Annotated in this window: 24 protein-coding genes and 2 tRNA genes; 9 read left to right on the top strand and 17 right to left on the bottom strand. The window is 71.4% G+C overall.

Annotated features, from left to right (window positions below):
* Positions 1-14 precede the first annotated feature (14 nt).
* Together FH610_RS21265 and FH610_RS21260 are read right to left on the bottom strand one after the other, a co-directional pair.
* Positions 15-224: a DUF6203 family protein gene (locus FH610_RS21265; RefSeq protein ID WP_139576278.1), complete on the bottom strand. Its 210-nt coding sequence runs from the start codon at positions 222-224 to the stop codon at positions 15-17.
* 45 nt (positions 225-269) lie between these two features.
* Positions 270-974 carry an SDR family oxidoreductase gene (locus tag FH610_RS21260; protein WP_139576277.1) on the bottom strand — a complete coding sequence of 235 codons (705 nt, stop codon included), beginning with the start codon at positions 972-974 and terminating at the stop codon, positions 270-272.
* A 117-nt stretch (positions 975-1,091) separates the two neighbouring features.
* Between FH610_RS21260 and FH610_RS21255 the strand changes: the two genes are divergently transcribed.
* On the top strand, positions 1,092-1,568 hold the full coding sequence (locus FH610_RS21255; protein ID WP_139576276.1) for a winged helix-turn-helix transcriptional regulator: 477 nt from the start codon (positions 1,092-1,094) through the stop codon (positions 1,566-1,568).
* Positions 1,569-1,619: 51 nt separating this feature from the next.
* Here FH610_RS21255 and FH610_RS21250 read toward each other — a convergent pair whose 3' ends face one another.
* From FH610_RS21250 to FH610_RS21240, 3 genes are all read right to left on the bottom strand, one after another.
* Complete coding sequence (locus tag FH610_RS21250) at positions 1,620-2,168, bottom strand: nucleotidyltransferase domain-containing protein (RefSeq protein WP_205825942.1); 549 nt, start codon at positions 2,166-2,168, stop codon at positions 1,620-1,622.
* A tRNA-Ala gene (locus FH610_RS21245) sits at positions 2,168-2,243 on the bottom strand. Before FH610_RS21245 ends, FH610_RS21250 begins: the two co-directional genes overlap by 1 nt.
* 71 nt (positions 2,244-2,314) lie before the next feature.
* Positions 2,315-2,770, bottom strand: a complete 456-nt coding sequence (locus FH610_RS21240; protein ID WP_139576275.1) for a rhodanese-like domain-containing protein — start codon at positions 2,768-2,770, stop codon at positions 2,315-2,317.
* A 72-nt stretch (positions 2,771-2,842) separates the two neighbouring features.
* Here FH610_RS21240 and ftrA point away from each other — a divergent pair, with 72 nt between their 5' ends.
* Positions 2,843-3,811, top strand: coding sequence for a transcriptional regulator FtrA (gene ftrA, locus FH610_RS21235; RefSeq protein WP_139576274.1), 969 nt, complete (start codon positions 2,843-2,845; stop codon positions 3,809-3,811).
* Here ftrA and FH610_RS21230 read toward each other — a convergent pair.
* Together FH610_RS21230 and FH610_RS21225 are read right to left on the bottom strand one after the other, a co-directional pair.
* The gene (locus FH610_RS21230; RefSeq protein ID WP_139576273.1) at positions 3,808-5,247 is read right to left on the bottom strand and encodes an ATP-binding SpoIIE family protein phosphatase; all 1,440 of its coding nucleotides are present in this window, start codon (positions 5,245-5,247) and stop codon (positions 3,808-3,810) included. The two genes, ftrA and FH610_RS21230, sit on opposite strands and share 4 nt — an antisense overlap.
* Before the next feature lie 39 nt (positions 5,248-5,286).
* A complete protein-coding gene (locus FH610_RS21225; RefSeq protein WP_139576272.1) occupies positions 5,287-5,952 on the bottom strand; it encodes a class I SAM-dependent DNA methyltransferase in 666 nt (221 codons plus the stop codon).
* Between the two features lie 179 nt (positions 5,953-6,131).
* Between FH610_RS21225 and FH610_RS21220 the strand changes: the two genes are divergently transcribed.
* Both FH610_RS21220 and FH610_RS21215 read left to right on the top strand, forming a co-directional pair.
* Positions 6,132-7,034 (top strand): dihydrodipicolinate synthase family protein, encoded by a 903-nt coding sequence (locus FH610_RS21220; RefSeq protein WP_139576271.1) that lies wholly within the window; start codon positions 6,132-6,134, stop codon positions 7,032-7,034.
* Positions 7,035-7,149: 115 nt separating this feature from the next.
* On the top strand, positions 7,150-9,813 hold the full coding sequence (locus FH610_RS21215) for a beta propeller repeat protein (RefSeq protein ID WP_139576270.1): 2,664 nt from the start codon (positions 7,150-7,152) through the stop codon (positions 9,811-9,813).
* A 41-nt stretch (positions 9,814-9,854) separates the two neighbouring features.
* On the opposite strand, the gene FH610_RS21210 is transcribed toward FH610_RS21215, so the two are convergent.
* Together FH610_RS21210 and araD are read right to left on the bottom strand one after the other, a co-directional pair.
* Positions 9,855-10,508: a GntR family transcriptional regulator gene (locus FH610_RS21210; protein WP_139576269.1), complete on the bottom strand. Its 654-nt coding sequence runs from the start codon at positions 10,506-10,508 to the stop codon at positions 9,855-9,857.
* Positions 10,509-10,531: 23 nt separating this feature from the next.
* Positions 10,532-12,241, bottom strand: a complete 1,710-nt coding sequence (gene araD, locus FH610_RS21205; protein WP_139576268.1) for an L-arabinonate dehydratase — start codon at positions 12,239-12,241, stop codon at positions 10,532-10,534.
* An 89-nt stretch (positions 12,242-12,330) separates the two neighbouring features.
* Here araD and FH610_RS21200 point away from each other — a divergent pair, with 89 nt between their 5' ends.
* On the top strand, positions 12,331-13,485 hold the full coding sequence (locus FH610_RS21200; protein ID WP_139576435.1) for a low temperature requirement protein A: 1,155 nt from the start codon (positions 12,331-12,333) through the stop codon (positions 13,483-13,485).
* Here FH610_RS21200 and FH610_RS21195 read toward each other — a convergent pair.
* Entirely contained in the window at positions 13,482-14,045 is a 564-nt protein-coding gene (locus FH610_RS21195; protein ID WP_205825940.1) for a helix-turn-helix domain-containing protein, read from the bottom strand. The genes FH610_RS21200 and FH610_RS21195 overlap by 4 nt on opposite strands.
* A 67-nt stretch (positions 14,046-14,112) precedes the next feature.
* On the opposite strand from FH610_RS21195, the gene FH610_RS21190 reads away from it, so the two are divergent.
* Both FH610_RS21190 and FH610_RS21185 read left to right on the top strand, forming a co-directional pair.
* Positions 14,113-14,808, top strand: a complete 696-nt coding sequence (locus FH610_RS21190) for an AzlC family ABC transporter permease (protein ID WP_139576266.1) — start codon at positions 14,113-14,115, stop codon at positions 14,806-14,808.
* Positions 14,808-15,116, top strand: a complete 309-nt coding sequence (locus FH610_RS21185) for an AzlD domain-containing protein (protein WP_079316094.1) — start codon at positions 14,808-14,810, stop codon at positions 15,114-15,116. The genes FH610_RS21190 and FH610_RS21185 overlap by 1 nt, the downstream gene beginning before the upstream one ends.
* A gap of 64 nt (positions 15,117-15,180) precedes the next feature.
* Here the strand turns inward: FH610_RS21185 and FH610_RS21180 are convergent, their stop codons facing one another.
* Complete coding sequence (locus FH610_RS21180) at positions 15,181-15,753, bottom strand: MarR family transcriptional regulator (protein ID WP_205825939.1); 573 nt, start codon at positions 15,751-15,753, stop codon at positions 15,181-15,183.
* 115 nt (positions 15,754-15,868) lie between these two features.
* Positions 15,869-15,941, bottom strand: a tRNA-Ala gene (locus FH610_RS21175).
* 93 nt (positions 15,942-16,034) lie between these two features.
* On the opposite strand from FH610_RS21175, the gene FH610_RS21170 reads away from it, so the two are divergent.
* Positions 16,035-16,949, top strand: a complete 915-nt coding sequence (locus tag FH610_RS21170) for an RNA polymerase sigma-70 factor (protein WP_139576264.1) — start codon at positions 16,035-16,037, stop codon at positions 16,947-16,949.
* Positions 16,946-17,932 (top strand): NAD(P)-binding protein, encoded by a 987-nt coding sequence (locus FH610_RS21165; protein ID WP_205825938.1) that lies wholly within the window; start codon positions 16,946-16,948, stop codon positions 17,930-17,932. Before FH610_RS21170 ends, FH610_RS21165 begins: the two co-directional genes overlap by 4 nt.
* On the opposite strand, the gene FH610_RS21160 is transcribed toward FH610_RS21165, so the two are convergent.
* From FH610_RS21160 to mmsB, 5 genes are all read right to left on the bottom strand, one after another.
* Positions 17,889-20,099 (bottom strand): immunoglobulin-like domain-containing protein, encoded by a 2,211-nt coding sequence (locus FH610_RS21160; protein ID WP_139576263.1) that lies wholly within the window; start codon positions 20,097-20,099, stop codon positions 17,889-17,891. The two genes, FH610_RS21165 and FH610_RS21160, sit on opposite strands and share 44 nt — an antisense overlap.
* Entirely contained in the window at positions 20,099-21,580 is a 1,482-nt protein-coding gene (gene araA, locus FH610_RS21155) for an L-arabinose isomerase (protein ID WP_139576262.1), read from the bottom strand. Before araA ends, FH610_RS21160 begins: the two co-directional genes overlap by 1 nt.
* Positions 21,577-22,236 carry an L-ribulose-5-phosphate 4-epimerase gene (locus FH610_RS21150; protein ID WP_139576261.1) on the bottom strand — a complete coding sequence of 220 codons (660 nt, stop codon included), beginning with the start codon at positions 22,234-22,236 and terminating at the stop codon, positions 21,577-21,579. The genes araA and FH610_RS21150 overlap by 4 nt, the downstream gene beginning before the upstream one ends.
* Entirely contained in the window at positions 22,233-23,882 is a 1,650-nt protein-coding gene (gene araB / locus FH610_RS21145; protein WP_139576260.1) for a ribulokinase, read from the bottom strand. The genes FH610_RS21150 and araB overlap by 4 nt, the downstream gene beginning before the upstream one ends.
* A gap of 106 nt (positions 23,883-23,988) precedes the next feature.
* Positions 23,989-25,248 (bottom strand): multiple monosaccharide ABC transporter permease, encoded by a 1,260-nt coding sequence (mmsB, locus tag FH610_RS21140; protein ID WP_205825937.1) that lies wholly within the window; start codon positions 25,246-25,248, stop codon positions 23,989-23,991.

Below are 25,248 nucleotides of genomic sequence, written 5' to 3'. Positions count from 1 at the left end.
ACGGCTGACCGGCGTCAGCGGCGGTCGCCCGCGGCGGGGCCGCGCGAGGCGTACGGGTTGCCCGACCGGCGTCCGGGCCGGCGGAGCGCCGGGGAGTTCGCGGGCTGCTGCTGCTTGCGGGCCCGCCGCTTGCGCGTGAACAGCCAGCCGAGGCCGAGAAGGACCATCCCGATCGGCGTGCGCGCCAGCCAGCGGGTGACGACGAGCTGCAGGATCCTCTTCATGACACCCGCCCCTACCCGGCACGGATGTGATCATGTGCCCGCCGTTCAGGAAGCCAGCTGCGGATAGAGGCCGGCCACGTCGCCGGACAGCTTGGCCCGCACCCGGCGGCTCGTGTCGTCGGCGACCACCTCGAACCTCCCCTGCTCGATCCCCTGCAGGGCCTGGGCGGCGACCTCCGCCGGGTCGATCTTCGGGCCGTCGACGTGGGCGGCCATGTCGGTGTCCATGTATCCGACGTGCAGCGCGGTGACGAGCGTGCCCTGCTCCTTCAGTTCGAGGCGGAGACCGTTGGTGAGCTGCAGCGCGGCCGCCTTGGCCGCGGAGTAGCCGGCCACCTGCGGGGCGGTGAACCACGACAGCACCGACAGCACGTTGAGGATCGCGCCGCCCCCGTTGCGACCCAGGACCGGGGCGAACTCACGAGCCATGGCGAGCGTGCCGAAGTAGTGCGTCTCCATCTCCAGGCGGATGTCGTCGAGCGCACCGGCGAGGAACGACGAGCCCGTGGAGATCCCGGCGTTGTTGATCAGCAGGTTTACGTCGCGGGCCCGCTCGGCGGCGGCTCGGACGGACGCCGGGTCGGTGATGTCCAGGGCGAGCGGCACCACGCCCGGCAGGTCGACCGTCTCCGGCCTGCGCGCCGCCGCGTACACCTTGGCGGCGCCACGGTCCAGCAGCGCGGCTGCGAAACACCGTCCCAGCCCCCGGTTCGCGCCCGTGACCAGCGCGACCGATCCCTCGATCCTCATTGTGGCCTCCATCCCTCGACGGCTTCGCGTCCACACTAGGTGGCTGGCTTTAAGATTTCAAGTTAGCCCTCTCGGGCTAGCCTGGATCCCACCGGCGACAAGCGAGCGAGGCGTGCGATGGCGACCACCGAACTCCCTGACTCGATGACGTGCTCCATCGAGCGGGCTGTGACCCTCCTCGGAGAGCGGTGGACGCCGCTGATACTGCGGGAGCTGCACACGGGAGTCGTCCGCTTCGCCGACATCCAGCAGCGCCTGGGGATCGCCACGAATCTGCTGACCACCCGGCTGGCGACGCTCGTCCGTGCGGGCGTCGTCGAGAAGCGGCCCTACCGCGACACCGGGGCCCGCACCCGCTACGAGTACCACCTGACCGATTCGGGCCGCGACGCGCTCGTGATCCTTGGAGCGCTGCAGCAGTGGGGGGACCGCCACGTGCCCCGGCTCGCGGGACCGACGGTCGAACGCCGCGATCGGCGGACCGGGGCGCGGCTGGACGTGTCCTTCACCGACCCCGAGGGGCACGCCGTCCCGCTGGACACGGTCGCCTTCGTACGCACCGGCCACCGACCGGCCGGGACGCCGGCGGCGTAGCGGTGGAGCCGCGCGTGGTTACCGCGGACCTCGCGGGGAAGGACGTCGCGGCTACCGTCGATGAGTAGGCGGGATCTCGAAGCCGAACGCCTCACTCAGCGCGTGGACGTCCCTGAGGTCCTTCTCCTTGGGCGCGTAGGCCGTCTTGAACGCGAACATCCACTCCGGGGCGACACAGTCCACGGCATGACCGTCGATCCTGCCCTGTCCGGTGAGCGAGCCGTAGGGGTACGCGATTCCGTATGCGTTCTTTCCGGACTCGTCGTATTCGAATACGTGCACGTCGACACTGCGGCCCCGACCGTCGGCCAGGACGTAGTTCCACGCGGTGTCCTCGCCGTCGTGCCTCTTCGCGTACCCCAGGCCCTTCATGTGTTCGACGAACTCTTCTTCGTCTCTGTGGTCGATCGCCAGATCGAGGTCCGGGTGATCTCTCGTCTGCCTCCCCAGGAGGGCGTCGACGCACCAGCCGCCGTCGATCCAGACCTTCACTCCACGTTCGGCGAGATGCCGGTAGATGCCGAAGACCGTTTCCGCGTCCATCAGAACGCCGAGAGCCGCCCTCCGGATGGAGGACGGCTCTCGGGATCGCTCAGTCATGGTGGAGCTATGGGGATTCGAACCCCAGACCCCTTCCATGCCATGGAAGTGCGCTACCAGCTGCGCTATAGCCCCTTGCCACGCCGCGTCGGCGGTGCCTCGCCAGTGTATAGGACTTCCGCGGCGTGGGTGTAACCGAGAAGACTTCAGCAGGCGCAGGCGGCTCCCGCGGGCGCGGTGAGCGGGTCGGCCGGCCGGGTGCGCACTCCGGAGGGCTCCACGACCGGGAAGCCCTCACGCGCCCAGTATTCGAACCCGCCGATCATCTCCTTGACCCGGTAGCCCAGCCGGGCGAACGCCAGCGCCGCGCGGGTCGCGCCGTTGCAGCCCGGCCCCCAGCAGTACGTGACCACGGTCACGTCACGGGGGATCAGCGCGGCCGCCCTGGCGGCGATCTCCGCCGTGGGCAGGTGGACGGCCCCCTCGATGTGGCCCTGCCGCCAGCTCTCCGCGCTGCGGGAGTCGACCACCACGATCGCCGGCTCCCCCGAGAGCAGGTCGGCGCGTACGTCGGACACGTCGGTCTCGAAGGCCAGGCGGGCGGAGAAGTGGGCGACGGCGGCGGCCGGCTCTGCGGCGGGCGTGTGCGTGACGGCGGACATGCCGACCAGGGTGCCCGGTCGCCTTGCCGCGCCAGAAGAGGCCTGAACGCCCGATATCGCTAATATCCCGCCATGCTTGCGCTCCCCCATCGGAGCCGGACCGTGTCGGTGCTGGCCTTCGACGGCATGAGCCCCTTCGAACTGGGCTGCGTCGTCGAGGTCTTCGGGCTGCCCCGCCCGGAGCTGGACGTCCCGTGGTACGAGCTGGCCGTGTGCGCGGAAAGGCCCGGCCCGCTGCGGGCGGTCGGCGGGTTCACGATCGAGGCGGCGCACGGGCTGGACGTCTTCGCGGGGGCGCGGACCGTGATCGTGCCCGGCGTCCCTGACGTGAGAGCGGAGATCTCCCCCGCGCTCACGGCCGCCCTGCGCCGGGCGCATGACGGCGGGGCCCGGATCGTGTCGATCTGCTCGGGCGCCTTCGCCCTCGCCGCCGCCGGGCTGCTCGACGGGCGGGCCGCGACGACCCACTGGAGGTACGCCCCGCTGCTGCAGCGGCGCTTTCCCGAGGTCCGGGTGGATCCCGGGGTGCTGTACGTGGACGAGGGCGACGTGCTGACCAGCGCGGGCAGCGCGGCGGGCCTCGACCTGCTCGTCCACCTGGTGCGGCGCGACCACGGGCCGAGCGTGGCAAACGCGGTGGCCCGCAGGCTGGTGGTGCCGCCGCACCGCGAGGGCGGGCAGGCGCAGTTCGTCGAGGCGCCGGTCGCGGAGGTGCAGGACGACGATCCGGTGGGCCGGGCGATGGACTGGGTGCTCGCCGATCTCACCCGGCCGGTCACGGTGGGCGCGCTGGCCCGGGTCGCCGGAATGTCGGAGCGCGGCTTCATCCGGCACTTCGGGCGCCGCACCGGGACGAGCCCCCTGCGGTGGGTGATCGCGCAGCGGATCGCGGCCAGCCTGCCGCTCCTGGAGACGACGGCGGCTCCGATAGAGGAGATCGCAGCCGCCGTCGGGTTCGAGAGCCCGGTGACGTTCCGCCACCATTTCGGCCGCTCGATGCGTACGTCGCCTTCGGCGTACCGCAAGGCGTTCCGGCGTTAGGGGATCGCCAGTGAGAACCAGACGGTCTTGCCTCCGGCGACCCGGCTGGTCCCCCAGTGCTCGGCGAGCTGGCTGACCAGGTAGAGCCCCCTGCCGTCCTCGTCGAGCAGGCCGGGCTCGCGCACCATCGGCAGCCGGTGGTCGTCGTCGCTGACCTCGCACAGCAGGTGGTCGGTGCGCAGCAGCCTGATGGTGATGGGCCGCTGGGTGTGGCGCACGGCGTTGGTGACGAGCTCTCCTGCGAGCAGCTCGGCCACCGGGCTTGTCGCCGTGAGGCCCCATGAGCCGAGCGTGCGGCGGACCAGGCCGCGCACGCGTGACGGCGTCGTCGGCTGGGGCTCCAGCAACCACTGGGCGACGTGCTCACTGGGGATGCCGCGGAACCGGATGGCCAGCACGGTGACGTCGTCTGTCCTCTCGGCGGACAGCACGTCGTCGCTCAGCGCCTCGATCGAGATGCCGTTCGCGAGCCTGCGGCGCAGCGACTCCACGCTCAGCCCGATGTCCTGCCCGCGCTCCTCCACGAGCCCGTCGGTGTAGAGGACGAGCATGCTGCCGTCCTCCGCCGCGATCTCCATCGTCTCGAACGGCGTGCGGCCCAGCCCGATCGGCGGGCACCGGGGCGGCGACAGCACCTCCGCCTTGCCGTCCGGCCCCAGCAGGATCGGCGGCAGGTGCCCGGCGCTCGCGATCGTGCACCTGCGCAGCACCGGGTCGTACACGCAGTAGACGCAGGTGGTGAGCGTCTGCGCGGCCAGCCGCTGGGCCATCTCGTCGAGCGAGTGGAGCACCTGCTCGGCCGGCAGGTCGAGCGAGGCCAGGGTCTGCACGGCCGTGCGGAGCTGGCCCATCACGGCCGCGGCGGCCAGCCCGTGTCCCATCACGTCGCCGACGACCAGGGCCACCCTGCTGCCCGGCAGCGGGATGACGTCGTACCAGTCGCCGCCCACCCGCTCCGCGGCGGGCTTGTAGCGGTAGGCGATCTCCAGCCCGGGCAGGGCGGGTGGGTCGCCCGGCCGCATCCCGCGCTGGAGGGTCTCCAGGGTCTCGTCCTGCTGGCGGTCCCGCCGCCCGTGGTAGATCGTGAGCGCGACGGGCACGGCGAGCTGTCCCGCGGCGAGCACGTGGGCCTCCCCGAAGGGCGGCCGCCGGGCGTCGCGCGCCAGCAGCGCGCAGCCGACGTGCGTGCCGTACGCCCTGAGGGGCACGGCGAGCAGGTGCCCGTCGAGCAGGGTCGCCTCACGGATCCCGTCGTCGGCCCAGCGCGGCGGCAGCCGTCCGTCGGGATCGACCCGATGCCAGACGGCGCCGTCCACGTAGACCGCGGCGGCGTCGGCCAGCTTCGGCACCACCGCCTCGCAGACGACCCTCGTCGCCTCCTCCGGGCCCGGGCTCTCGCCCATGGCCCGGACGACCCGGCTGACGTGACTCAGCACAGAGAACGGTTCCCCGCCTCCTGACACGGGTGTGGCCGCTCAGAATTGGTCACGCCGGCAGTTGACGAAGAGCTGGATTTCCGGCGGCGCCTGCGTGGTCGCCGGGGCGTACGAAAGGTGATTCTCCGACAGCACGCTGAACCCGGCGGCTTCGATGACCTCGCGCAACTCGTCGCGCAGATATCCGGTCACCCGCACCGGAGCGCCGAGAAACTGGAAAGGCACGTCGTCGAGGTCGATTTCCACCATGCTCAGCGAGAACAGGCCGCCGGGGGCGAGCACGGCGTGGATCGTGCGGAGCGCCTGCTCGATATCGGCCCGCGGCAGCATGAGCAGGCTGAAGAAGGCCGTAACGGCGTCGAACACGCCGAGCGAGTCGTCGAGGTCGAGCACGTCGCGTTCGAGGAACGTCCCGGTCGGCACGTTCTTGCGCGCCAGGTCCAGCATGACCGGGGAGATGTCGATGCCGGTCACCTCGCAGCCCGCCTCGGCGAACTGCTGTGCCGTGGGCGAGCCCGTGCCGCAGCCGACGTCGAGGACGCGCGACCCCGGCTTGAGCTGCTTGATCATCCATTCACCGGCGGCCACCTGGCCTTCCTTGTGCGGAAACGCCTCGTCGTACCGGCCGCCGATGCGGTTGAACGCCTCAGCCTGGATGGCGCGGTACTCCTGACGCGGATTGTCCGGTCCTGATTCGATTGTCATGGTCGCCGCCGTTAATGATCAGCCGTCTTTTGCCTTCTTCTAGATAGGGGACCACACCCGAACAAGTCAAGACATTGCGCGGTTAAATGGGCATTTCGGCCATCAGTTGTGTCAAAGATCGTTGTCAACTTCGCGAAGTCGGCATACTGATATACCAGATACCACACCGGGAGGTTCACATGATCGACGAGGTCCGCGAGGCGCTGCGCGGCGTGGTCGCCGTCACGGTCACCCCGTTCGGCGACGGCGGCCGGATCGACGAGCCGGCGCTCGCGGCCGTCGTCGAGCGGCTGACGAGAGGCGGAGTGCGCGCGGTCACCCCCAACGGCAACACCGGGGAGTTCTACTCGCTGGACGACGACGAGCTGTCCCGGGTCGTCGCCGTCACCCAGAGGGCCGCGCCGGACGCCGTCGTGATCGCGGGCGTGGGCCACGAGGTGCGCCGGGCCGTACGGCTGGCCAGGGACGCCGCCCGGCAGGGCTGCCAGGCCGTCATGGTCCACCAGCCGGTGCACCCCTACCAGTCGGAGGCCGGCTGGACGGCCTACCACCGGGAGATCGCCCAAGCGGTGCCCGACCTCGGAGTGGTCTGCTACGTGCGCTCCCCCGCCGTGACCGAACGCGCCCTGCGGGACCTGCTGCGCGAGTGCCCCAACGTGGTGGGGATCAAGTACGCGGTGCCCGACCCGGTGGCCATGGCCGTCCTCGCCGCCGCCGTCGAAGGGCCGGTCTGGCTGTGCGGGCTCGCCGAGACCTGGGCGCCGTTCTTCTGGCCGGGCGGCGCGGAGGGCTTCACCTCCGGGCTGGCGGTCATCGCCCCCGAGCTGTCGCTCGAGCTGCACGCCCTGCTCCGGGCGGGCGACCGGACGGGCGCCGCGAAGGTGTGGCGGCTGCTCAAGCCCATCGAGGATCTGCGCGCCGGGAACGGCAGCGAGCACAACGTCTCGGTGGTCAAGGAGGCGCTCGCGCAACTCGGCGTGTGCGGCCGGGCCGTACGGCCGCCCATGACGGAGCTGCCGCAGACGGACCGGCAGGCGGTTTCGGCCATCCTGGACAACCTTGTTGCTGACTTTCGTGTTTGACCCGTTGCCAACATGTGACAGCTTTACCCCTGGTGATCTTTCCGCTGTAACGGATTAATCGGGACGATGCCCCCGCGCAACCGGGGGCCGGAAAGAAGCCACGGAGGGCTGTCAAGTGGCGTTTTCATTACGTACCGTCCGGGCCCGATGGCTGGCGGCCGCTACCGCGGCCCTGGTCCTCGGGGCCGGCGGAACGATCGCGTTCGGCGGCGACGAGCTCATGGAGGAGCTCGGACTGAAGCGGGAGCCGGGCGCCGGCTTGCCGATGCAGGCCAGAGAGCGGATGGAGATGATGGCCGGGGAGGACCCGGCGGAGGCGGGCGAGGAGGCGTTCGAGGCCTCCACGATCGCGGCGCAGTGGGCGGAGGCCAGGACCGCGCCGGGCGTCGTCGCCCCGGGCGCGTACGGCGCGGCCTTCTCCCAGCTCCAGGGGCTGCCCGCGACCAAGGGCGGCTGGCAGGAGGTCACCAGGGTCAAGTACGACTCCGACGACCCCCGCTACCGGGACTACGCGTCCAACTCCTCGGGCGGCTCCGGTCTCGTGACGGGCCGGATCACGGGCCTCGCCGCCGACGGCAAGGGCCACGTGTACGCGGCGGGCGCGGACGGCGGCGTGTGGCGCTCGTCCACCGGCGGGGGCGGCTGGACGCCGATCGCCGACGGACTGCCGAGCCTGTCGTCGGCCAACCTCACCCTCGCCGCCGACGGGTCGCTCTGGTACGCGACGGGCGAGGGCAACACCGGCGCGACCTCGTACGTGGGCTCCGGCGTCTACCGCCTCGCCGACCCCGTCAAGGGCGTGTTCACCCCCGCCGACCGGGTGGGCGGCACCGAGCTGGAGAGCACCACGATCCGCGGCATGCGCTTCGCGGGCGGCAAGGTCTGGGCGGCGACCAGCGCCGGCGTGTGGACGCACGACACGTCCACCGCGTCCGGGGCCTGGCACCAGGAGTTCGCCCCCAACCCCGACTACCTCGCCGGCGGGTCCAGGGCCTCGGACCCGAACGCGCCGTACAAGAACATCGCCAACGACGTCGCGATCGACCCGCGCGACCCCAAGCACGTCATCGCGGCCATCGGCTGGCGCAGCGGCGACTCCTACAACGGGTTCTACGAGACCGTCGACTACACCCAGGGCCCGTCGAGCTGGCGCAAGATCAACCCCGACGGCGCGATGCCCGCCGACGACATCGGTTACGTGACGTTCGCGTTCAGCGCCGACGGCAGCAGCCTGTACGCGATCAACCAGTCGCCCCGGCTGCTCAACAAGCCGACCGGAACGGTCAACAGCTACCTCGACGGCATCTACGTCTCCCGCAACGGCTCCCCGGCCGGCCCCTGGAACAAGATCGCCGACTCGCAGAAGCTGGGCAACTCCGGTTCGGCGCTGAAGCAGGCCGAGAGCGGCAAGGGCTACGGCCCCGGCGTCCAGGCCTGGTACAACCAGTTCCTCATCGTCGACCCGAGCGACGCCAACCACGTCTACGCCGGCCTCGAAGAGGTGTACGAGACGACCGACGGCGGATCGACCTGGATGACCGTCGGCCCGTACTGGAACTTCGGCTTCGCCTGCTGGAACATCTCCGACTCGGCGAACACCTGCCCGAAGACCACCCACCCCGACCAGCACTCGGTCGCCATCGGGTCCTACCAGGGCAAGAGCTACGTCTACGTCGGCAACGACGGCGGCGTCTACCGACGGCCGCTGCGCGGCGTGGTCAACGGCCACGGCAACGCCACCGACTGGCAGAGCATGAACGACAGCACGATGGACGCGCTGCAGTACTACGCGGTGGCCGTCGGCAAGGACGGCACCGGCGTGGCCGTCTCCGGTGGCCTGCAGGACAACGGCGTGTCCGTGCTGCGGCCGGGCGACACGGTCATGGGCTCAAACTTCGGCGGCGACGGCGGCGACTCCATGGCCGACCCGGACAACGGGTGCCGGCAGGTGCAGGAGTACACCAACCTCGCCATGCGGGTGACGCTCAACTGCAACGTGAACAAGGGGGCGCTCGACGAGGCGAGCGCGTCGTCCAAGGACATCCAGCCCTACAACGCAGCGCCGGGCGACGAGCCCGCCCGCTTCACCGCCCCCTTCGGCAGGGACCTCACCGACACCGGGCGCTGGATCGCCGGCGGCCAGCACGTGTGGATCAACACGCTGGGCTTCGGCATCACCGAGGGCAAGCAGTGGAAGAACGTCTTCGACCTCGGCGCCGGGCACACCGCCACGGCGGTGGCGATGTCCCAGGGCACCGGGTACGTCGGCTGGTGCGGCCCCTGCAACAACGCCGGCTTCGCGCGCGGGATCGCGACCGGCCGCTTCGACGACCCGGCGAGCTGGCACCAGCTCACGCTGCCGTCGGACGGCTCGGTGCTGCCCAACCGGTACGTGTCGGGCTTCGCCGCCGACCCGGCCAACCCCCAGCACGTGTTCGTGGCCGTCAACGGGTTCTCCCGCCGCTTCACCGAGGGGCCCGGGGCCGGCGTCGGCCACGTGTACGAGTCCTCCGACGGCGGCGCGACCTGGAAGGACGTGTCGGCCGACGTGCCCGACGTACCGGCCGACGCGCTGACCCTCCTGCCGCAGGGCGGGCTGGTCCTCGCGACCGACCTCGGCGCCCTCTACCGCGCGCCCGGCTCGGCGACCTGGGCCCGGCTCGGGGCGAACCTGCCGGTGACCGCGGTGACGGACGTGGAGTGGTCGGCCGCCGACCAGAAGGTCTACGCCGCCACCCACGGCCGCGGCATCTGGTCGTTCGCGCTGTCCCAGCTCTGACCGTCCCCGGGGTACGGCTCCCGCCCCGCGGGGGCCGTACCTCAGGACAGGCGGGCGACCGAGCGCTCGATGTGGCGGCGGGTCAGCCGCTCGGCGAGCGCGGGGTCGCCCGCCTCGACGGCGGCGAGGACCGTCTCGTGCTCCTCGTGCTCCTCGGGCCACGTGGGCCGGTCCCGCCACAGCACGGTGACGCTGCCGAGCGCGGCGAGGTCCTGCAGAGTGTCGAGCTGGGCGACCACCAGTTCGTTGCCGCACCGGGCGTAGAGCTCACGATGGAAACGCCGGTTGGCCAGGCTGAGGGCCGCCGTGTCGGTGCCCGCGAGCAGCGCCCGCGCCTCGGCGAGGGCCGCCCGCGCGCCGTCCGCCGCGTGTCCGGAGGCCGCCGTCCGGCCGATCGCCCACGGTTCGAGCAGCAGCCTGACCTCGTACGCCTTCCGGAGGTCGGCGCGGCCCACCACGCGCACCGTCACCCCCCGGTTGGGGCCGATCACGACCAGCCCGGTGGCGGCCAGTCCGATGAGCGCCTCTCTGACGGGCGTCTTGGAGACGCCGAGCCGCTCGGCCAGGCGACGCTCCACCAGCGTCTCCCCCTGCGCGAGGCGCCCGGACAGGATCGCGGTGCGGATCGCGTCGGCGACCAGGTCGGTGCGGGTGGTCGATCTGGCCACCGGACTCAGCACGTGCTCAGCGGTCATGCGTACCGGTATACCAATCCCGATCAGTCGACGTCCGGCTCGGGCGCCCCGCCGGATCCCCGCATGAAGTCGAGGTCGCATCCCTCGTCGGCCTGGAGGATGTGCGCCTCGTGCAGCGCGCCGTACCCTCGGGTGTAGCGCGGGGGCGGCGGCGTCCAGGAGCGCCGCCTGCGGTCGAGTTCCTCGTCCGGAACCTCCAGCGTGAGGCGCCGCGCCTCGACGTCCAGCGTGATCGGGTCGCCGTCCCGCACGAGTGCCAGCGGCCCGCCGACGTGCGACTCCGGGGCGACGTGCAGCACGCAGGCGCCGTAGCTGGTGCCGCTCATCCGCGCGTCGGAGATCCGCACCATGTCGCGCACGCCCTGCTTCAGCAGCCGCTCGGGGATCGGCAGCATGCCGTGCTCGGGCATGCCGGGGCCGCCCCTCGGTCCGGCGCCGCGCAGCACCAGCACGCTGTCGGGCGTGACGTCCACCTCGTCGATGCGGCGCAGCAGGTCCTGGTGTCCCTCGAACACCACGGCGGGTCCGGTGTGCCGCAGCAGCCGCGGCTCCGCGGCCACATGCTTGATCACGGCACCGACCGGCGCGAGGTTGCCGCGCAGCACGGCCAGCCCGCCCTCCGGCGAGACGGGGTCGTCCCTGCGCCTGATGACCGTGTCGTCGTACGGCTCCCGCGTCGCGAGGCCGTGCCCGTGCACGCGTCCGTACACCGTGGGCCGGTCGAGGTGGAGCAGGTCCGCGATCCTGTGCAACAGCGCGGGGACGCCGCCCGCCCGGTGGAAGTCCTCCATCAGGAACGCCCCGCCCGGCCGCACGTCCGCGAGGACGGGCACCCGGCGGGAGGCGGCGTCGAAGTCGTCGAGCGTGAGGTGCACCCCGCTGCGGCGGGCCATCGCGATCAGGTGGATCACCGCGTTGGTCGAGCCGCCCAGGGCCAGCACGGCGGTCACCGCGTCGTGGTAGGCCCTCTCGTCCAGCACCTGCGACGGCCGGGGACCGTGCCAGGCCAGGTCCACCGCGAGGCGACCGCTCGCGGCGGCCATCCGGGTGTGCGCCGACAGCACGGCCGGGATCGAGGCGGCGCCCGGCAGCGTCAGCCCGAGCACCTCGGCCACCGAGGTCATCGTGGACGCCGTGCCCATCGTCATGCAGTGGCCGGGCGAGCGGGCGATGCCCTCCTCGATCTCCGCCCACTGCTCGTCGCCGAGCTTTCCCGCCCGTCGTTCGGCCCAATATCTCCACATGTCGCTGCCGCTGCCGAGCCGCTGCCCGCGCCAGTCACCGGGCAGCATCGGCCCGCACGGCACGAAGACGACCGGCAGGTCCGCGCTGATCGCGCCCATGACGAGCGCCGGGGTGGTCTTGTCGCACCCGCCCATGAGCACGGCGGCGTCGACGGGATAGGAGCGGAGCACCTCCTCGGTCTCCATCGCGAGCAGATTCCGGTAGAGCATGGCCGTCGGCTTCTGGAACGTCTCCCCCACCGCCATGACCGGCAGCTCCACGGGGTAGCCCCCGGCCTGCCAGACGCCGCGCCGGACGTCCTCGGCCCGCTCACGCAGATGCGTGTGACAGGGATTGAGCTGGCTCCAGGTGTTGAGGATGCCGACGACGGGCTTGCCGAGGTGCTCCTCCGCCGCGATGCCGAGCTGCCGGGTGCGCGCCCGGTGGCTGAACGACCTGAGGCTGTCGGTGCCATACCAGCGATGGCTGCGCAGCTCTTCCGCTCTCATCCGCTCGAACGTACGCCAGCCGATCCTGGTATATCAAGATATCTCCTTCCCTTTCGGCGGAAAGATCCCTAGCGTGGGCCGCCGTGACGATGCACACGGGCGCGCTCCGCCCGCGCGGCGGGGAGCAGCGGGTCACGTTCACCGAGCTGTTCTTCGACCTCGTGTACGTGTTCGCGATCACTCAGCTCTCCCATCTGCTGCTCGGCCACCTGTCGTGGCGCGGCACGGCGCAGACCCTGTTGCTGTTGCTCGCCGTCTGGTGGGCGTGGATCTACACCGCCTGGCACACGAACTGGTTCGACCCCGACCGCCCCTCGGTGCGGGTCGTGCTGGTCGCCGTCATGCTGGCGAGCCTGGTCATGTCGGCGGCCCTCCCCCGGGCCTTCGGCGAGCACGGCCTGATGTTCGCCGCGGCGTACGTGGCCGTCCAGGTCGTCCGCACGGCGTGCTCGGTGGCCGCCGCGCCGCGCGGCCCGCTGCGGCGCAACCTGGCGCGCGTGCTCGCCTGGGCGGTGCTGTCGGGGGCGTTCTGGATCGCGGGCGGCCTGGCGCACGGCCTGTCCAGGGAACTGCTCTGGGCGGCGGCGGTGGGGGCCGACCTGCTGGCGCCCTGGGTCGGATTCGTCACGCCGGGCCTCGGCAGGTCGGCCACCACGGACTGGTCGATCGACGGCGCCCACCTGGCCGAGCGCTGCCAGCTCTTCCTGATCATCGCGTTCGGCGAGTCGATCCTGGTCACCGGGACGACCTTCGCCGCGCACCCATCGCCCGTAGCCGGCGCGGCCCTCCTCACCGCGTTCGGCGCGAGCGTCGGCCTGTGGTGGACCTACTTCGGCAGCAGCGCCGAGGCGGGCAGCCGGATGATCGCCGCGGCGGAGGACCCGGGGCGGCTCGCCCGCTCGGCATACACCTTCCTCCACCTGCCGATGGTCGCCGGCGTCGTAGTGTCGGCCGTGGCCGACGAACTCGTGATCCACCACCCGGGCGGCCACACCGCGCCGGGGACGGCGATCGCCGTGCTGGGCGGCCCCGCGCTCTTCCTCACCGGGCACGCGCTGTTCAAGCGGGCGGTCTGGGGACGCGTCCCGAGGGCGCATCTCGCGGGGGTGCTCGTCCTCGCCGCCCTCGGGGCCCTCACGCCGCTGGTGCCGCCTCTTGCGCTCGCGGCCTGCGCCACCGCGACCGTGGCGGGCGTCGCCGCCCGTACGGCCGTCGCCCGCCGCGGGGAGCCGCAGGAGGGCTAGATGTGCTCCATGACGATGACCGCGGTCGTGTCGGGCTCGAGGGCCTCGAAGACGTGGGGGGCGTCGCCGGGGTAGGCGATGTAGTCGCCCGGCCCGAGCTCGACCGGCTCCTCCGCGGGCCCGGCCAGTGCGCGTCCGGTGCCGATCAGGAGGTGCTCGACGGTGCCGGCCATGTGCGGGTCGGAGGTGCGCGGCCGGCCCGGCTGGGCCGAGATCCGGTACAGGTCGCGCCGCGCGTTCGGCGGGCACGAGGCCAGCAGGGTGGCCGAGTAGCTGGCCTGCTCGGAGTACGTCGCGGGCCCCTCCCCGGCCCGGATCACCCGTACGGCCGGCCGGGGCGGGTCCACCAGGCGGCTGAACGGCACGCCGAGCGCGACCCCGAGCGCCCACAGCGTCTCCACGCTCGGGTTGCCGACGCCCGACTCCAGCTGGGAGAGCGTGGACTTGGCGATGCCCGCGCGCTTGGCCAGCTCGGTCAGCGACAGACCGGCACGCTCGCGCTCCCTGCGGATCGACGCCGCGATGAGCGTGATCAGGTCGAAGGACGGCCTCTCAGCCACGTGTTCGCTCCACACTTCCGTTTGTTCGACTTGACGAACCCCACCATCGTTGTTCACTCTACTGGACATGCATTCGCTCTGGCGAACACTCGATCGCGGCACACTCCGCGACATCGCCCTGGTATGCCTCGCCGACGCCATGGTGGGCGCCGCGTTCGGCGCGATCTCCGTGTCCGGCGGCCTGCCTCCGTGGGTGCCGGTCGTCATGTCCCTGGTGGTGTTCGCCGGAGGAGCGCAGTTCGCCGCGGTCGGCGTGGTGCTGTCCGGCGGCGCCCCGATCGCCGCCGTCGCGGCCGGTCTGGTGCTGAACGCGCGCCTGCTGCCGTTCGGCTTCGCGATCGGCGACGTCCTCGGCGGCCGGTGGTGGACACGCCTCACCGGCGCGCACCTCATGACGGACGAGGCGGTGGCCTTCGTGCTGCGCGACGGCGATCCCCACCGGCGTCACGCCGCGTTCTGGGCCTGCGGGCTCGGTCTGTTCGTCAGCTGGAACGCGGCCGTCGTGCTCGGCGCGCTGGCCGGGCGCGGCATCGGCGACACCGGCGCCCTGGGGCTGGACGCGGCCTTCCCCGCGGTGCTGCTCGCCCTCGTGCTGCCCTCGCTCGCCGAAGGGAACGTCCGCAACCCCGCCCTGCTCGGCGCTGTGGTCGCGGTGGCGGCCACGCCGTTCCTGCCCGCAGGCCTGCCGGTGCTGCTCGCCCTGACCGGCCTGGTGCTCGCCATTCGCGCACCGGCGCCGCTGCCCGACCGGGAGGTCCGCTGATGCCTCTGCTCGCCGTCGTCGCGCTGGCCGCCGGCACCTACGCGTTCCGCCTGGCCGGGCCGGTGCTGCGTCACCGGCTGCGACTGCCCGGCCGCCTGCGCCACCTGCTGTCCGTCGCCGCGACCGTGCTGCTCATCGCCCTGGTGGCCACCTCGGCCCTCACCGAGGGGCACGGCTTCGCCGGATGGGCCAGGCCCGCCGGGGTGCTCGTCGCCGGGATCCTCACGCTGCGGAAAGCACCGTTCCCCCTGATCGTCGTCCTCGCCGCCGCCACCACGGCGGTCCTCCGCCTCCTCGGCGTGCCCTGATCGGGAAAGGCGCTCGGTCGCATCACCAGCCGTTGAACCTCCGCCTCGCCGCGAGACCAGCGCATCAAGCAGTCCCCTTGGATAGCGCCCTCACCCAGACCACGGGGGACGACTTTATTTGCTCTACCAGGGGGTTCGCGGCCTCTTTCCAGCGATCCACGGTGACGAGAACGGGATTGACGGGAATGCCCAACCTGCTTTCCACCCTCTCGGCCGACTCGTACACGTCAGCCCGCGAGGCCGGCCCGACGACCAGCACATCGATGTCGTTGGGCGGCGGGCCCGGCTCGCCGTGATATCGACGCGCCCAGGATCCGAAGATCGCCAACGCGTCGGCCCCCGGAACATGGGCGAACTCCTGCTCGATAAACGTGTGCGGCCCGAACGACAAGGTCAGCAGTTCGGTGAGCGGCTTGGCGTATCGACCATGGGCCTTGGCACGAAGCAGATGCGCCCTTCCTACTCGCCGGTCGAGGAGGAGCCCTGCCTGCACCAGGCGACTCGCTTCACGCTGGATCGTCGACAGCGGGGCGTCGAGACGAGCCGCGAGCTCGGTAAGAGTGAACTCCCGCTCCGGCTGGAGGTACAGAAGCGCGAGCAGCTCCGCCTGGTGCCGTGACCGGAAGATCGGCAACAATGGCGGAGCATCACTACGCATAGGTGCAAGTCATCACCCATCTAAGTGGAGATTCCGCCGTTCCGGTCGGGCGAAACGACAAAAGGGCGGTCGATCGACCGCCCTTGAGGTGTTGTGGAGCTATGGGGACTCGAACCCCAGACCCCTTCCATGCCATGGAAGTGCGCTACCAGCTGCGCTATAGCCCCTTGCGACGCAGTCAGTGTATAGGAGTCCGCGCGGGGACGGTAACCGGACGAGCCGATGTCACACAACGGCGGGCATGATACGTCTGGCATGACATGACCCTCGAAGTCTTCACCGCGCACCGGAGCCTGCTCGTCGGTGTGGCCTACCGCATCCTCGGCGGCGCCGCGGACGCGGAGGACGTGGTCCAGGAGGCGTGGCTGCGCTGGGCGGAGGTGGACGCCGCGTCGGTGGCCGACCCGAAGGCCTACCTCGTGCGCGTCACCACCAACCTCGCCATCGACCGGCTGCGCCGGGTGCGGGCCAGGCGGGAGGCGTACGTCGGGCCCTGGCTGCCCGAGCCGGTCGTCACCGCGCCGGACTCCGGGGAGCCCGCGGAACGCGCCGACAGCGTCGAGCTGGCCCTCCTCGTCGTGCTGGAGACGCTGTCCCCGCTGGAACGGGCCGTGTTCGTCCTGCGGGAGGCGTTCGGCTTCTCCCACGCCGAGATCGCCGAAATCCTCGGCCGGGGCGAGCCTGCCGTACGACAACTCGCCAGGCGCGCCCGCGACCACGTGCGCGAGCGCAGGCCGCGCTTCGACGTGGACCGGCGCGAGCGGCGCACGATCACCGAGCGCTTCGTCGCGGCCTGCGCGGAAGGGGACATCGAGGGCCTGACGGCGCTGCTCGCCGCGGACGTCCGCATGGTCGGCGACGGCGGCGGCAAGGTCCGGGCGCCGCTGCGGGAGCTGGCCGGCGCCATGCCGGTCGCCCGCTTCCTCGTCGCGATCGCGAGCCGGGAGGGCCGCCGGCGCTTCCTGGCCTCCCTGGGCGCTCCCCCTGGCTCGGAGATGGACCTGGAGATCGCCGAAGTCAACGGCGGGCCCGCGATCGTCGCCCGCCTGGAGGGCCGTCCCGTCACGGTCGTCTCGCTGATGATCGGCGACGGTCTGATCCATACCGTCTACCTCATCGCCAACCCGGACAAGATGTCACGAATGGCGACCCCGAACGCGTCCGGGAGTGCATGAGAGAAACCATCACGATCGTGGGCGGCGGGCTTGCCGGGCTGACCGCCGCCATCGCCTGCGCCGAGGGCGGTGCGGCCGTCGTCCTGCACGAGGCGCACCACACCCTCGGCGGGCGCGCCCGCTCCACCGCTACGCCGTACGTCGCCAACGACGGCACCCACGTCTTCTACTCCGACGGCCTGCCCTGGCGGTGGCTCGACGAGCGGGGACTGGTCCGGCCGTACGCTCTGCCGCGGCCGGGGCATCTGGCCCGGGCGCGGTTCCGCCGGGACGGGAGGCTGACCGGGCGGCCCCCGGCCGGGCTGCTGCGGATGATCGCCCGGCGCGGCCTGCGGGCGCCGGTGGACGAGGACTTCGGCTCCTGGGCCACCCGCCGCTTCGGCGCCGAGGCCGCACGGGCCGCCGCCGGGCTGCTGGGAGTCGTCACCTACGACGCCGACCCCGGCCGGCTGTCGGCGGCCTTCGCCTGGGAGCGGCTCCTGCGCGTCACCGCTCCGCGCTACCCGTCCGTCCGCTACGTGGTCGGCGGCTGGGGGCGGGTGATCGACCGGATGGCCGCGCGGGCGCGCGACCTCGGCGTACGCATCGAGACCGGGTCGAGGGCCGACCGGCTGCCGGAGGGACCGGTGATCGTCGCCACCTCCCTCGACGCCGCCCGCGGCCTGCTGGGCGACGACTCGCTGCGCGGGGAGAGCGGCCGGGCGGTCCTGCTCGACCTCGCGGTACGCGCCGACCCGCGGGACCTGTTCCTCGTCAGCGACCTGGACGAGGGCGGCTTCCTGGAGCAAGCGCACTCGCGGCGGCCCGGGCCGCCCTCGCCTCCCGATCGCTGTCCCGGCGGGCGGCCTGACGTACAGCGTCTGACACACGAACGGGCCCTTCCCCTGAAGGGAAGGGCCCGCGAGCGATCGGCGAGACCGGATCAGCCGAGGGCCCGGATCAGCCAAGAGCGGAGAGCAACCGGTCGTACTCGGCCTGCGTGACGCCCAGCACCGTGCCGTGACGCGGACGGCTCGGGAGCTGGTAGTCGGCCGGGACGGTCCAGTCGCCCTTCTCGAGGTCGGTCGACTCGAACGGCACGTAGCCGCGGCCGCCGTACTCGTCGATGAACAGGTACCACTTGTCCTCGATGTTGGACTTGAAGATCGTCGGCCCCTCACCGCGCGACAGCGCGCCGGAGCCGATGCACTCCTTCAGGAAGCCCCAGTTCGTGTCGGTCAGCGAGGTGGACTTCTCCTCGATGATGTACTTGCTGCACGGGCTGGAGGAGGTGTTGTTCCTCTCGTCCTTCGTGAAGCGGTAGTAGGTCCCGTCGTGCTCGATCACCGTCGAGTCGATGACCGAGTAGCCCGGGTCCTTCCAGATCTTCGGCTCGGAGAAGGTGTAGAAGTCGCGGGTCGTCGCGTACACCATCTTGTTGTACGTGTCCCCCGCGTGCCGCGGGTTGTCGTACAGCTTGGACGCCCAGAACACCACGTACGCGCCGAGGGTCTTGTCGTAGTACGCCTCCGGCGCCCAGGTGTTGCCGGCCTCCGGCGGGGAGACCTGGACGAGCCGCTGGTTCGTCCAGTGCACCAGGTCGGTCGACTCGGCCACCATGATCGAGCGGCTGCCGCCGCGCTGCGCGCGGTCCCAGTCGCCGTTGCCGTAGATCTTGAGGTCCGTGGCGATCAGGTAGAACCTGTCGCCCTCGGGCGAGCGGATGACGAACGGGTCGCGCAGGCCCTTCTCGCCGACGTCGGAGGTGACGACCGGCCGGCCGCCGTTGAGCTCCTGCCAGTGCAGCGGGTCGTTGCCCTTGCTCAGCGCGTTGTAGATCTGCTCGCCGTTCGAGTAGCCCTCGCCGGTGAAGTAGGCGAACAGGTAGCCCTTGTACGGCTCCTTGGCGGGCAGCGCCGGCACCTCGGGCTTGAAGACCCGCACGGCCTGGTGGCCGCCGCGCGAGATCGTGGCCTTGAGGTTCACCTTCACGGCTTCGGCGCCCGGCGTGGGACGGTTGACCTCACCGGTCTCGCCGAGCGTGTCCGGCTTGCTGGACCGCCAGGTGATGGTGGTGCCGTTCTCGCCCTTCGTCGGCAGCGTCAGATTGCCGCGGACGTCGTCGATGTTGTGCACGACGAGCGTGCCTGCGTCGGTCTCGACGGCCCGCTTGTCGGTGTAGATCGCCTCGACGGTGACGTCGAACGTCTTCGTCTCGGTCGCCGTGCCCTTGGTGAGCGTGGCGGTGAGGGTGACGTGGGCGTCCGCCGCGCCCGCCGGCGGCCGGGTGACCGCGCCGGTCGTGCTGACGACGGACGGGTCGCTGGAGGCCCAGGTGATCGTGGACCCGGACGCGCCCTTGGCCGGCAGCGTCAGGTCGGACCGGACCGCGCCGGTGTCGCCGAGGTCGAGCGCCGTGGCGTCCTGCTTGACGATCTCGGCGTTGACCGGCCCCGCGAGCTGGGCGATCTCGGACGCGCCGAGGGCCCGGCCGTAGACACGGAAGTCCTTGACCCTGCCCTTGAGGTACTTGTCGCCCGAGTAGAGCGAACGGCCGATGTAGTCGGCCGTGGTCGTGCCGCCGCCGATCGAGCCCGGGGTGAGCGTGACGGCGGTGTTGCGGGCGACCTCGTCGCCGTTCTGGTACAGCACCCCGACGCCGCCGCCGAGCGTGTACGCGATGTGCTGCCAGCCGCCGCGCGGCAGGTTGACGCCGGCGTTGGCGTTCTGCTCGGTCGACCAGTTGCCCGAGGCGATCGACGTGCGGAAGGTGTTGCCGGTGGTGAACAGGTAGCCGTTGCCGCTCGACCCGCTCGAGTTGCCGAAGCCGTAGACGAAGTACGGCGTGGCCTGCGTGGGATCGATCCAGACGTCGAGCGCGACCGTGATCGTGGTCATGCCGCGCATGAGGTTGTCGGGCACCTTCACGTACCCGTTCGTGCCGCCGAGCCGGAGGCCGTCGCCCCAGCTCGCGTCACCGTCGAGCGTGCCGTTCCTGCCGTTGCCGGAGGAGTCGGCGGCCACGGTGCCGGAGGTCTCGTCGAGCTTGTACCAGAGAGCGAGGCCCTCGTCCGCCGCCGAGGCCGCGGACGGGACGAGTGCCCCCGCTCCGAGTGTGAGGGCGGCCAGGCCGCCCACCACCCCCCGGAGCAGATGAACACGTCTTCCCATCAAAAACCTTGCGCGAGCCGATAGTAGGCCTGGTTCCACCGCAGTTCCTTGACGAACTGGCGGGAGGTGGTCGCCTCGTCGATGACGAGCAGCTCGACGCCGAGCATGTCGGCGAAGTCGTTCAGCTCCTCGGACCCGATGGCCGAGGAGAGCACCGTGTGGTGCGGGGCGCCCGCCGTGATCCACGACTCGGCGGAGGTGCGCATGTCGGGCCGGGGCCGCCACACCGCGCGGGCGACCGGCAGAGCGGGCAGCGGCTCGGGCGGGGCGACCACGTCGATCTCGTTGGCCACCAGCCGGAACCGCTCGCCCATGTCGGACAGGCCCACCACCACGGCGGGGCCGGGGGCGGCGTCGAACACGAGCCTAACCGGGTCCTCCCGGCCGCCGATGCTCAGCGGGTGGATCTCGCACGCGGGGGTGTCCGCCGCGATCGTCGGGCAGACCTCCAGCATGTGCGCGCCGAGGATGAGCTCCTCGCCCGGGGTGAGGTGGTAGGTGTAGTCCTCCATGAACGAGGTGCCGCCGGGCAGGCCCGCCGACATGACCTTGAGCGTGCGCAGCAGCACCGAGGTCTTCCAGTCGCCCTCGCCGCCGAAGCCGTAGCCCTCGGCCATGAGCCGCTGCACGGCCAGGCCGGGAAGCTGGCGCAGCCCGCCCAGGTCCTCGAAGTTCGTGGTGAACGCCTTGAAGCCGCCGCCCTCCAGGAAGTGCCGCAGGCCCAGCTCGATGCGGGCCGCGTAACGCAGCGACTCGTGCCGCTCCCCGCCCGCGCGCAGCTCGGGGGCCATCCGGTAGAGGTCCTCGTACTCCTTGACGAGGGCGGACACGTCGGCGTCCGCGGCGGCGTCCACGGCCTCGACCAGCTCGTTGACGCCGTAGGTGTTCACCGACACCCCGAACCGCAGCTGCGCCTCGACCTTGTCGCCCTCGGTCACGGCGACGTCGCGCATGTTGTCGCCGAAGCGGGCCAGGCGCAGCGAGCCGACCTCGGCCCGGCCGGCCGCGGCGCGGGCCCAGGTGGCGATCCGCGCCGCCACCGCCGGGTCGCTCACGTGGCCCGCGACGGTCTTGCGCGGCACGCCGAGACGCGTCTGGATGTAGCCGAACTCACGGTCGCCGTGGGCGGCCTGGTTGAGGTTCATGAAGTCCATGTCGATGGAGCTCCACGGCAGTTCCACGTTGGCCTGCGTGTGCAGGTGCAGCAGCGGCTTGCGCAACGCGTCCAGGCCGGCGATCCACATCTTGGCCGGGGAGAACGTGTGCATCCACGCGATCAGGCCGATGCAGTCGTCGTCACCGTTGGCCTCAAGGCACACGCGGCGGATGGCCGCCGCGTCGGTGAGCACGGGCCGCCACTCGAGCTCGAACGGCAGCGCCTCGCCCAGCTGCTCGGCGATGCGCTGGGACTGCTCGGCCACCTGCCGCAGCGTGTCCTCGCCATACAGGCCCTGGCTACCGGTCAGGAACCATAGCTTCACAGGTGACTCCTCTGTCCATAGACGTTCTGATACCGGTCGTACAAGCGGTCGATGTCGCCCTGCGCGATCGGCAGGGGCTCGCCGAGCTGCCGGGCGACGTGCACGGTGCGGGCGACGTCCTCGCACATCACGGCGGCCTTGACCGCCGCCTTCGGCGACTCGCCGATGGTGAACACGCCGTGATTCTGCATCAGCACGGCACGGGAGCGGTGACCGGTCAGGGTCGCGACGATCCCCTTGCCGATGTCGTCGTTGCCGATGAGCGCGAACGGGCCGAGGGGGATCTCCCCGCCGAACTCGTCGGCCATCGCGGTGAGCACGCACGGGATCGCCTCACCGCGGGCCGCCCACGCCGAGGCGTACGTGGAGTGGGTGTGCACCACGCCGTTGACCTCCGGCATGTGCCGGTAGACGTAGGCGTGCGCCGCCGTGTCGCTGGACGGAGACAGGTCGCCCTCGACCAGGTTGCCGTCGAGGTCGCAGACCACGATCGACTCGGGGGTCAGGTCGTCGTACGACACGCCACTGGGCTTGATGACGAACAGGTCCTCGCCCGGCACCCTGCCCGACACATTGCCGGCCGTCCAGGCGACGAGGTTGTATCGCACCAGTTCGGCGTGGAGTCGGCAGACTTCCCTGCGAAGTTCATCGATCATGCACTGGCCTCGTTCCTGATAGCGCGGAGCCGGTGGAGCATCCCGCCGTCCGCGAAGTGGTCGTGCAACCTGCGGTACTCGGCGTACAGCCGGTCGTAGGCGTCGGCCCGCTCGGCGTCGGGCGCGTACGCGACGGCCTGGCGCTTGCCCATGGCCGCCGCGGCGGCGGTGATGTCGGAATAGGCGCCCGCGGCGACGGCCGCATGGATCGCCGAGCCGAGGGCCGGCCCCTGGTCGGAGCCGATCACCGACAGCGGGCGGCGCAGCACGTCGGCGTACGTCTGCATGAGGAAGCCGTTCTTGAGCAGGCCGCCGGCGACCACGAACTCCTCCACCGGGACCCCGGCCGCCTCGAACGTCTCCACGATCGTCCTGGCGCCGAACGCGGTGGCCTCGATGAGCGCCCGGTAGACGTCCTCAGGCCGGGTGGCGAGCGTCTGGCCGACGACGACGCCGGAGAGGGTGTGGTCGACCAGGACCGAGCGGTTGCCGCCGTGCCAGTCGAGGGCGACCAGCCCGTGCTGCCCGACCTTCTGCTCGGCGGCGAGGGAGGTGAGGTACTCGTGCAGCCCGAGCCCCGCCTCGGCGGCCCGTTCCGCGTACGACGCGGGCACGCAGTTGTCCACGAACCAGCCGAAGATGTCGCCGACGGCGGACTGGCCCGCCTCGTAGCCCCACAGTCCGGGGACGATGCCGTCGCGCACCACGCCGCACATGCCGGGAACCTCGGCGAGCTGGTCGGAGCACATGACGTGGCAGGTGGAGGTGCCCATGATGGCGACCATCTGGCCCGGCCGCACGGCGTCGGCCGCCGCGGCGGTGACGTGGGCGTCGACGTTGCCGACCGCCACCGCGATCCCCTCGGGCAGGCCCGTCCACTCGGCGGCCCGCGCGGTCAGGTGGCCGGCGAGGCCGCCGAGCGGAGCGAGCTCCTGGCCGAGCTTCCGGGTGAAACCGGAGAAGGCGGGATTGAGCGCGGCCAGGAAGTCCTCGGAGGGATAGGCGCCGTCCTGGTGGACGGCCTTGTACCCGGCGGTGCAGACGTTGCGGGTCTCCACCCCGGTGAGCTGCCAGATGATCCAGTCGGCGGCCTCGATCCAGCGGTCGGCCCGGTCGTACATCTCCGGGTCCTCCTCCAGCAGCTGCAAGCCCTTGGCGAAGGCCCACTCGGAGGAGATCTTGCCGCCGTACCGCGGCAGCCACGCCTCGCCGCGCTCGGCGGCCAGCGCGTTGATGCGGTCGGCGTGCGGCTGGGCCGCGTGGTGCTTCCAGAGCTTCGGCCAGGCGTGCGGCCGCTCGGGGAACTCCTCGCACAGCGGGTGGCCGTCGGCGGTGGCGGGCAGGATCGTGCAGGCCGTGAAGTCCGTGCCGATGCCGATCACCTGCTCGGCCGGGACCTGCGCGGCGGCCAGCGCCTTGGGCACCGCGTGCCGCAGCACGTCGATCCAGTCCGCGGGCGACTGCAGGGCCCAGTCCGGTCCGAGGCGGACGCCGGAGCCCGGTAACGCGTCCTCGATCACCCGGTGGGCGTACTCGTGCACGGCGCTGCCCAGCTCCGCGCCATCGCTCACCCGGACCACCACGGCGCGGCCGGACAACGTGCCGTAATCCACACCGACCACATAACGGTCACTGTTAACGTTCACACTCAACCTCCAGAGGCTCTTGCGCCGCCCATGCCCGGAGCGGGGGGCCGCCGGCCGGCGATGCGGCCGGCGGCCCGAAACCGGTTTCTGTCGATGTCCGCGGGCGTCAGCGCGCGGTGCCGGCCCTGCGCTTGGTCCACACGTCGAACGCCACCGCGGCGAGCAGCACGGCACCCTTGACGAGCATGACCCGCTCACTGGGCGAGCCGATCAGCGACATGCCGTTGTTGATCACCGCCATGATCAGACCACCGGTGATCGCTCCGACCACCTTGCCCACGCCGCCCTGCACGGCCGCGCCGCCGATGAAGGCCGCGGCGATCGCGTCCAGCTCGAAGCTGTTGCCCGCGGTGGGGCCCGCCTGGTTGAGCCGGCCGGCGAAGATGACACCGGCGATCGCCGACAGCACCCCCATGTTGACGAAGATCCAGAAAACCACCGACTTGACCTTCACGCCGGACATCACGGCCGCGTGCAGGTTGCCGCCGATGGCGTAGATCTGCCGCCCGAACACCGTGCGGTTCGCCATCAGCGAGTACGCCAGCACGAGCACCGCCAGCAGCACGAGCACCCACGGCAGGTTCTTGAAGCGGGCGAGCTGCACGACGAGGAAGAGGATCACCGCGGCTCCGGCCGCCATCTTCAGCGCGAACAGCGCCAGGGGATCGACCGCCTGCCCGTAGCCCTTGCGGGCGCTCCGGGTGCGCCACTGCGCGAGGACCATGCCGGCGATGGCGACGATGCCGACCAGCAGGCTGAACAGGTCGGCGCCGCCGAGCGGGCCGAGGCCGACGTTGCCCAGCCAGCCGTCGGTGAAGCCGTTGGCCAGTGTGCGGACCTGGTCGGGGAACGGGCCGATGCCCTGGTTGCCCAGGACGGTGAGGGTCAGCGCCCGGAACAGCAGCATGCCGGCCAGCGTGACGATGAAGGCGGGGATGCCGAAGTACGCGATCCAGTACCCCTGCCAGGCCCCGATCAGGGCCCCGGCCACGATCGTGATCAGCACGGCCGCCGGCCAGGGCACGCCCATGTTCACCATGAGCACCGCGGCCAACGCGCCGGTGACCGCGACCACCGAGCCGACCGACAGGTCGATGTGCCCCGCGATGATGACCAGGATCATCCCGATCGCCAGGATCAGGATGTAGGAATTCTGGACGATGATGTTGGAAATGTTCTGCGGCTGCAGCAGTGCGCCGTCGGTCAGCACCGAGAACAACACGATGATCAGTGCGAAGGCGATGTAGATGCCGCTGGAGCGCAGGTTGACCGACAGCCCGCCGAGCGACACCCGGCCCGGCCGCCCCGGCGCTCCCCCGCCGCCCTTGGCGCCGACCTCGACGTCGGCGGGCGTGATGCTGCTCAT

The sequence above is a fragment of the Microbispora catharanthi genome (assembly GCF_006334915.2).
In the GTDB taxonomy this organism is placed as follows: domain Bacteria; phylum Actinomycetota; class Actinomycetes; order Streptosporangiales; family Streptosporangiaceae; genus Microbispora; species Microbispora catharanthi.
This window is presented reverse-complemented; position numbering and strand designations above follow the sequence as displayed.

Bases quoted from the DNA above. Each gene is read 5' to 3' on its own strand.
- FH610_RS21265 (WP_139576278.1), bottom strand. From the start codon at position 224: ATGAAGAGGATCCTGCAGCTCGTCGTCACCCGCTGGCTGGCGCGCACG.
- FH610_RS21260 (WP_139576277.1), bottom strand. From the start codon at position 974: ATGAGGATCGAGGGATCGGTCGCGCTGGTCACGGGCGCGAACCGGGGG.
- FH610_RS21255 (WP_139576276.1), top strand. From the start codon at position 1,092: ATGGCGACCACCGAACTCCCTGACTCGATGACGTGCTCCATCGAGCGG.
- FH610_RS21250 (WP_205825942.1), bottom strand. From the start codon at position 2,168: ATGACTGAGCGATCCCGAGAGCCGTCCTCCATCCGGAGGGCGGCTCTC.
- FH610_RS21240 (WP_139576275.1), bottom strand. From the start codon at position 2,770: ATGTCCGCCGTCACGCACACGCCCGCCGCAGAGCCGGCCGCCGCCGTC.
- ftrA (WP_139576274.1), top strand. From the start codon at position 2,843: ATGCTTGCGCTCCCCCATCGGAGCCGGACCGTGTCGGTGCTGGCCTTC.
- FH610_RS21225 (WP_139576272.1), bottom strand. From the start codon at position 5,952: ATGACAATCGAATCAGGACCGGACAATCCGCGTCAGGAGTACCGCGCC.
- FH610_RS21220 (WP_139576271.1), top strand. From the start codon at position 6,132: ATGATCGACGAGGTCCGCGAGGCGCTGCGCGGCGTGGTCGCCGTCACG.
- FH610_RS21210 (WP_139576269.1), bottom strand. From the start codon at position 10,508: ATGACCGCTGAGCACGTGCTGAGTCCGGTGGCCAGATCGACCACCCGC.
- araD (WP_139576268.1), bottom strand. From the start codon at position 12,241: ATGAGAGCGGAAGAGCTGCGCAGCCATCGCTGGTATGGCACCGACAGC.
- FH610_RS21200 (WP_139576435.1), top strand. From the start codon at position 12,331: ATGCACACGGGCGCGCTCCGCCCGCGCGGCGGGGAGCAGCGGGTCACG.
- FH610_RS21190 (WP_139576266.1), top strand. From the start codon at position 14,113: ATGCATTCGCTCTGGCGAACACTCGATCGCGGCACACTCCGCGACATC.
- FH610_RS21185 (WP_079316094.1), top strand. From the start codon at position 14,808: ATGCCTCTGCTCGCCGTCGTCGCGCTGGCCGCCGGCACCTACGCGTTC.
- FH610_RS21170 (WP_139576264.1), top strand. From the start codon at position 16,035: ATGACCCTCGAAGTCTTCACCGCGCACCGGAGCCTGCTCGTCGGTGTG.
- FH610_RS21165 (WP_205825938.1), top strand. From the start codon at position 16,946: ATGAGAGAAACCATCACGATCGTGGGCGGCGGGCTTGCCGGGCTGACC.
- FH610_RS21160 (WP_139576263.1), bottom strand. From the start codon at position 20,099: ATGGGAAGACGTGTTCATCTGCTCCGGGGGGTGGTGGGCGGCCTGGCC.
- FH610_RS21150 (WP_139576261.1), bottom strand. From the start codon at position 22,236: ATGATCGATGAACTTCGCAGGGAAGTCTGCCGACTCCACGCCGAACTG.
- mmsB (WP_205825937.1), bottom strand. From the start codon at position 25,248: ATGAGCAGCATCACGCCCGCCGACGTCGAGGTCGGCGCCAAGGGCGGC.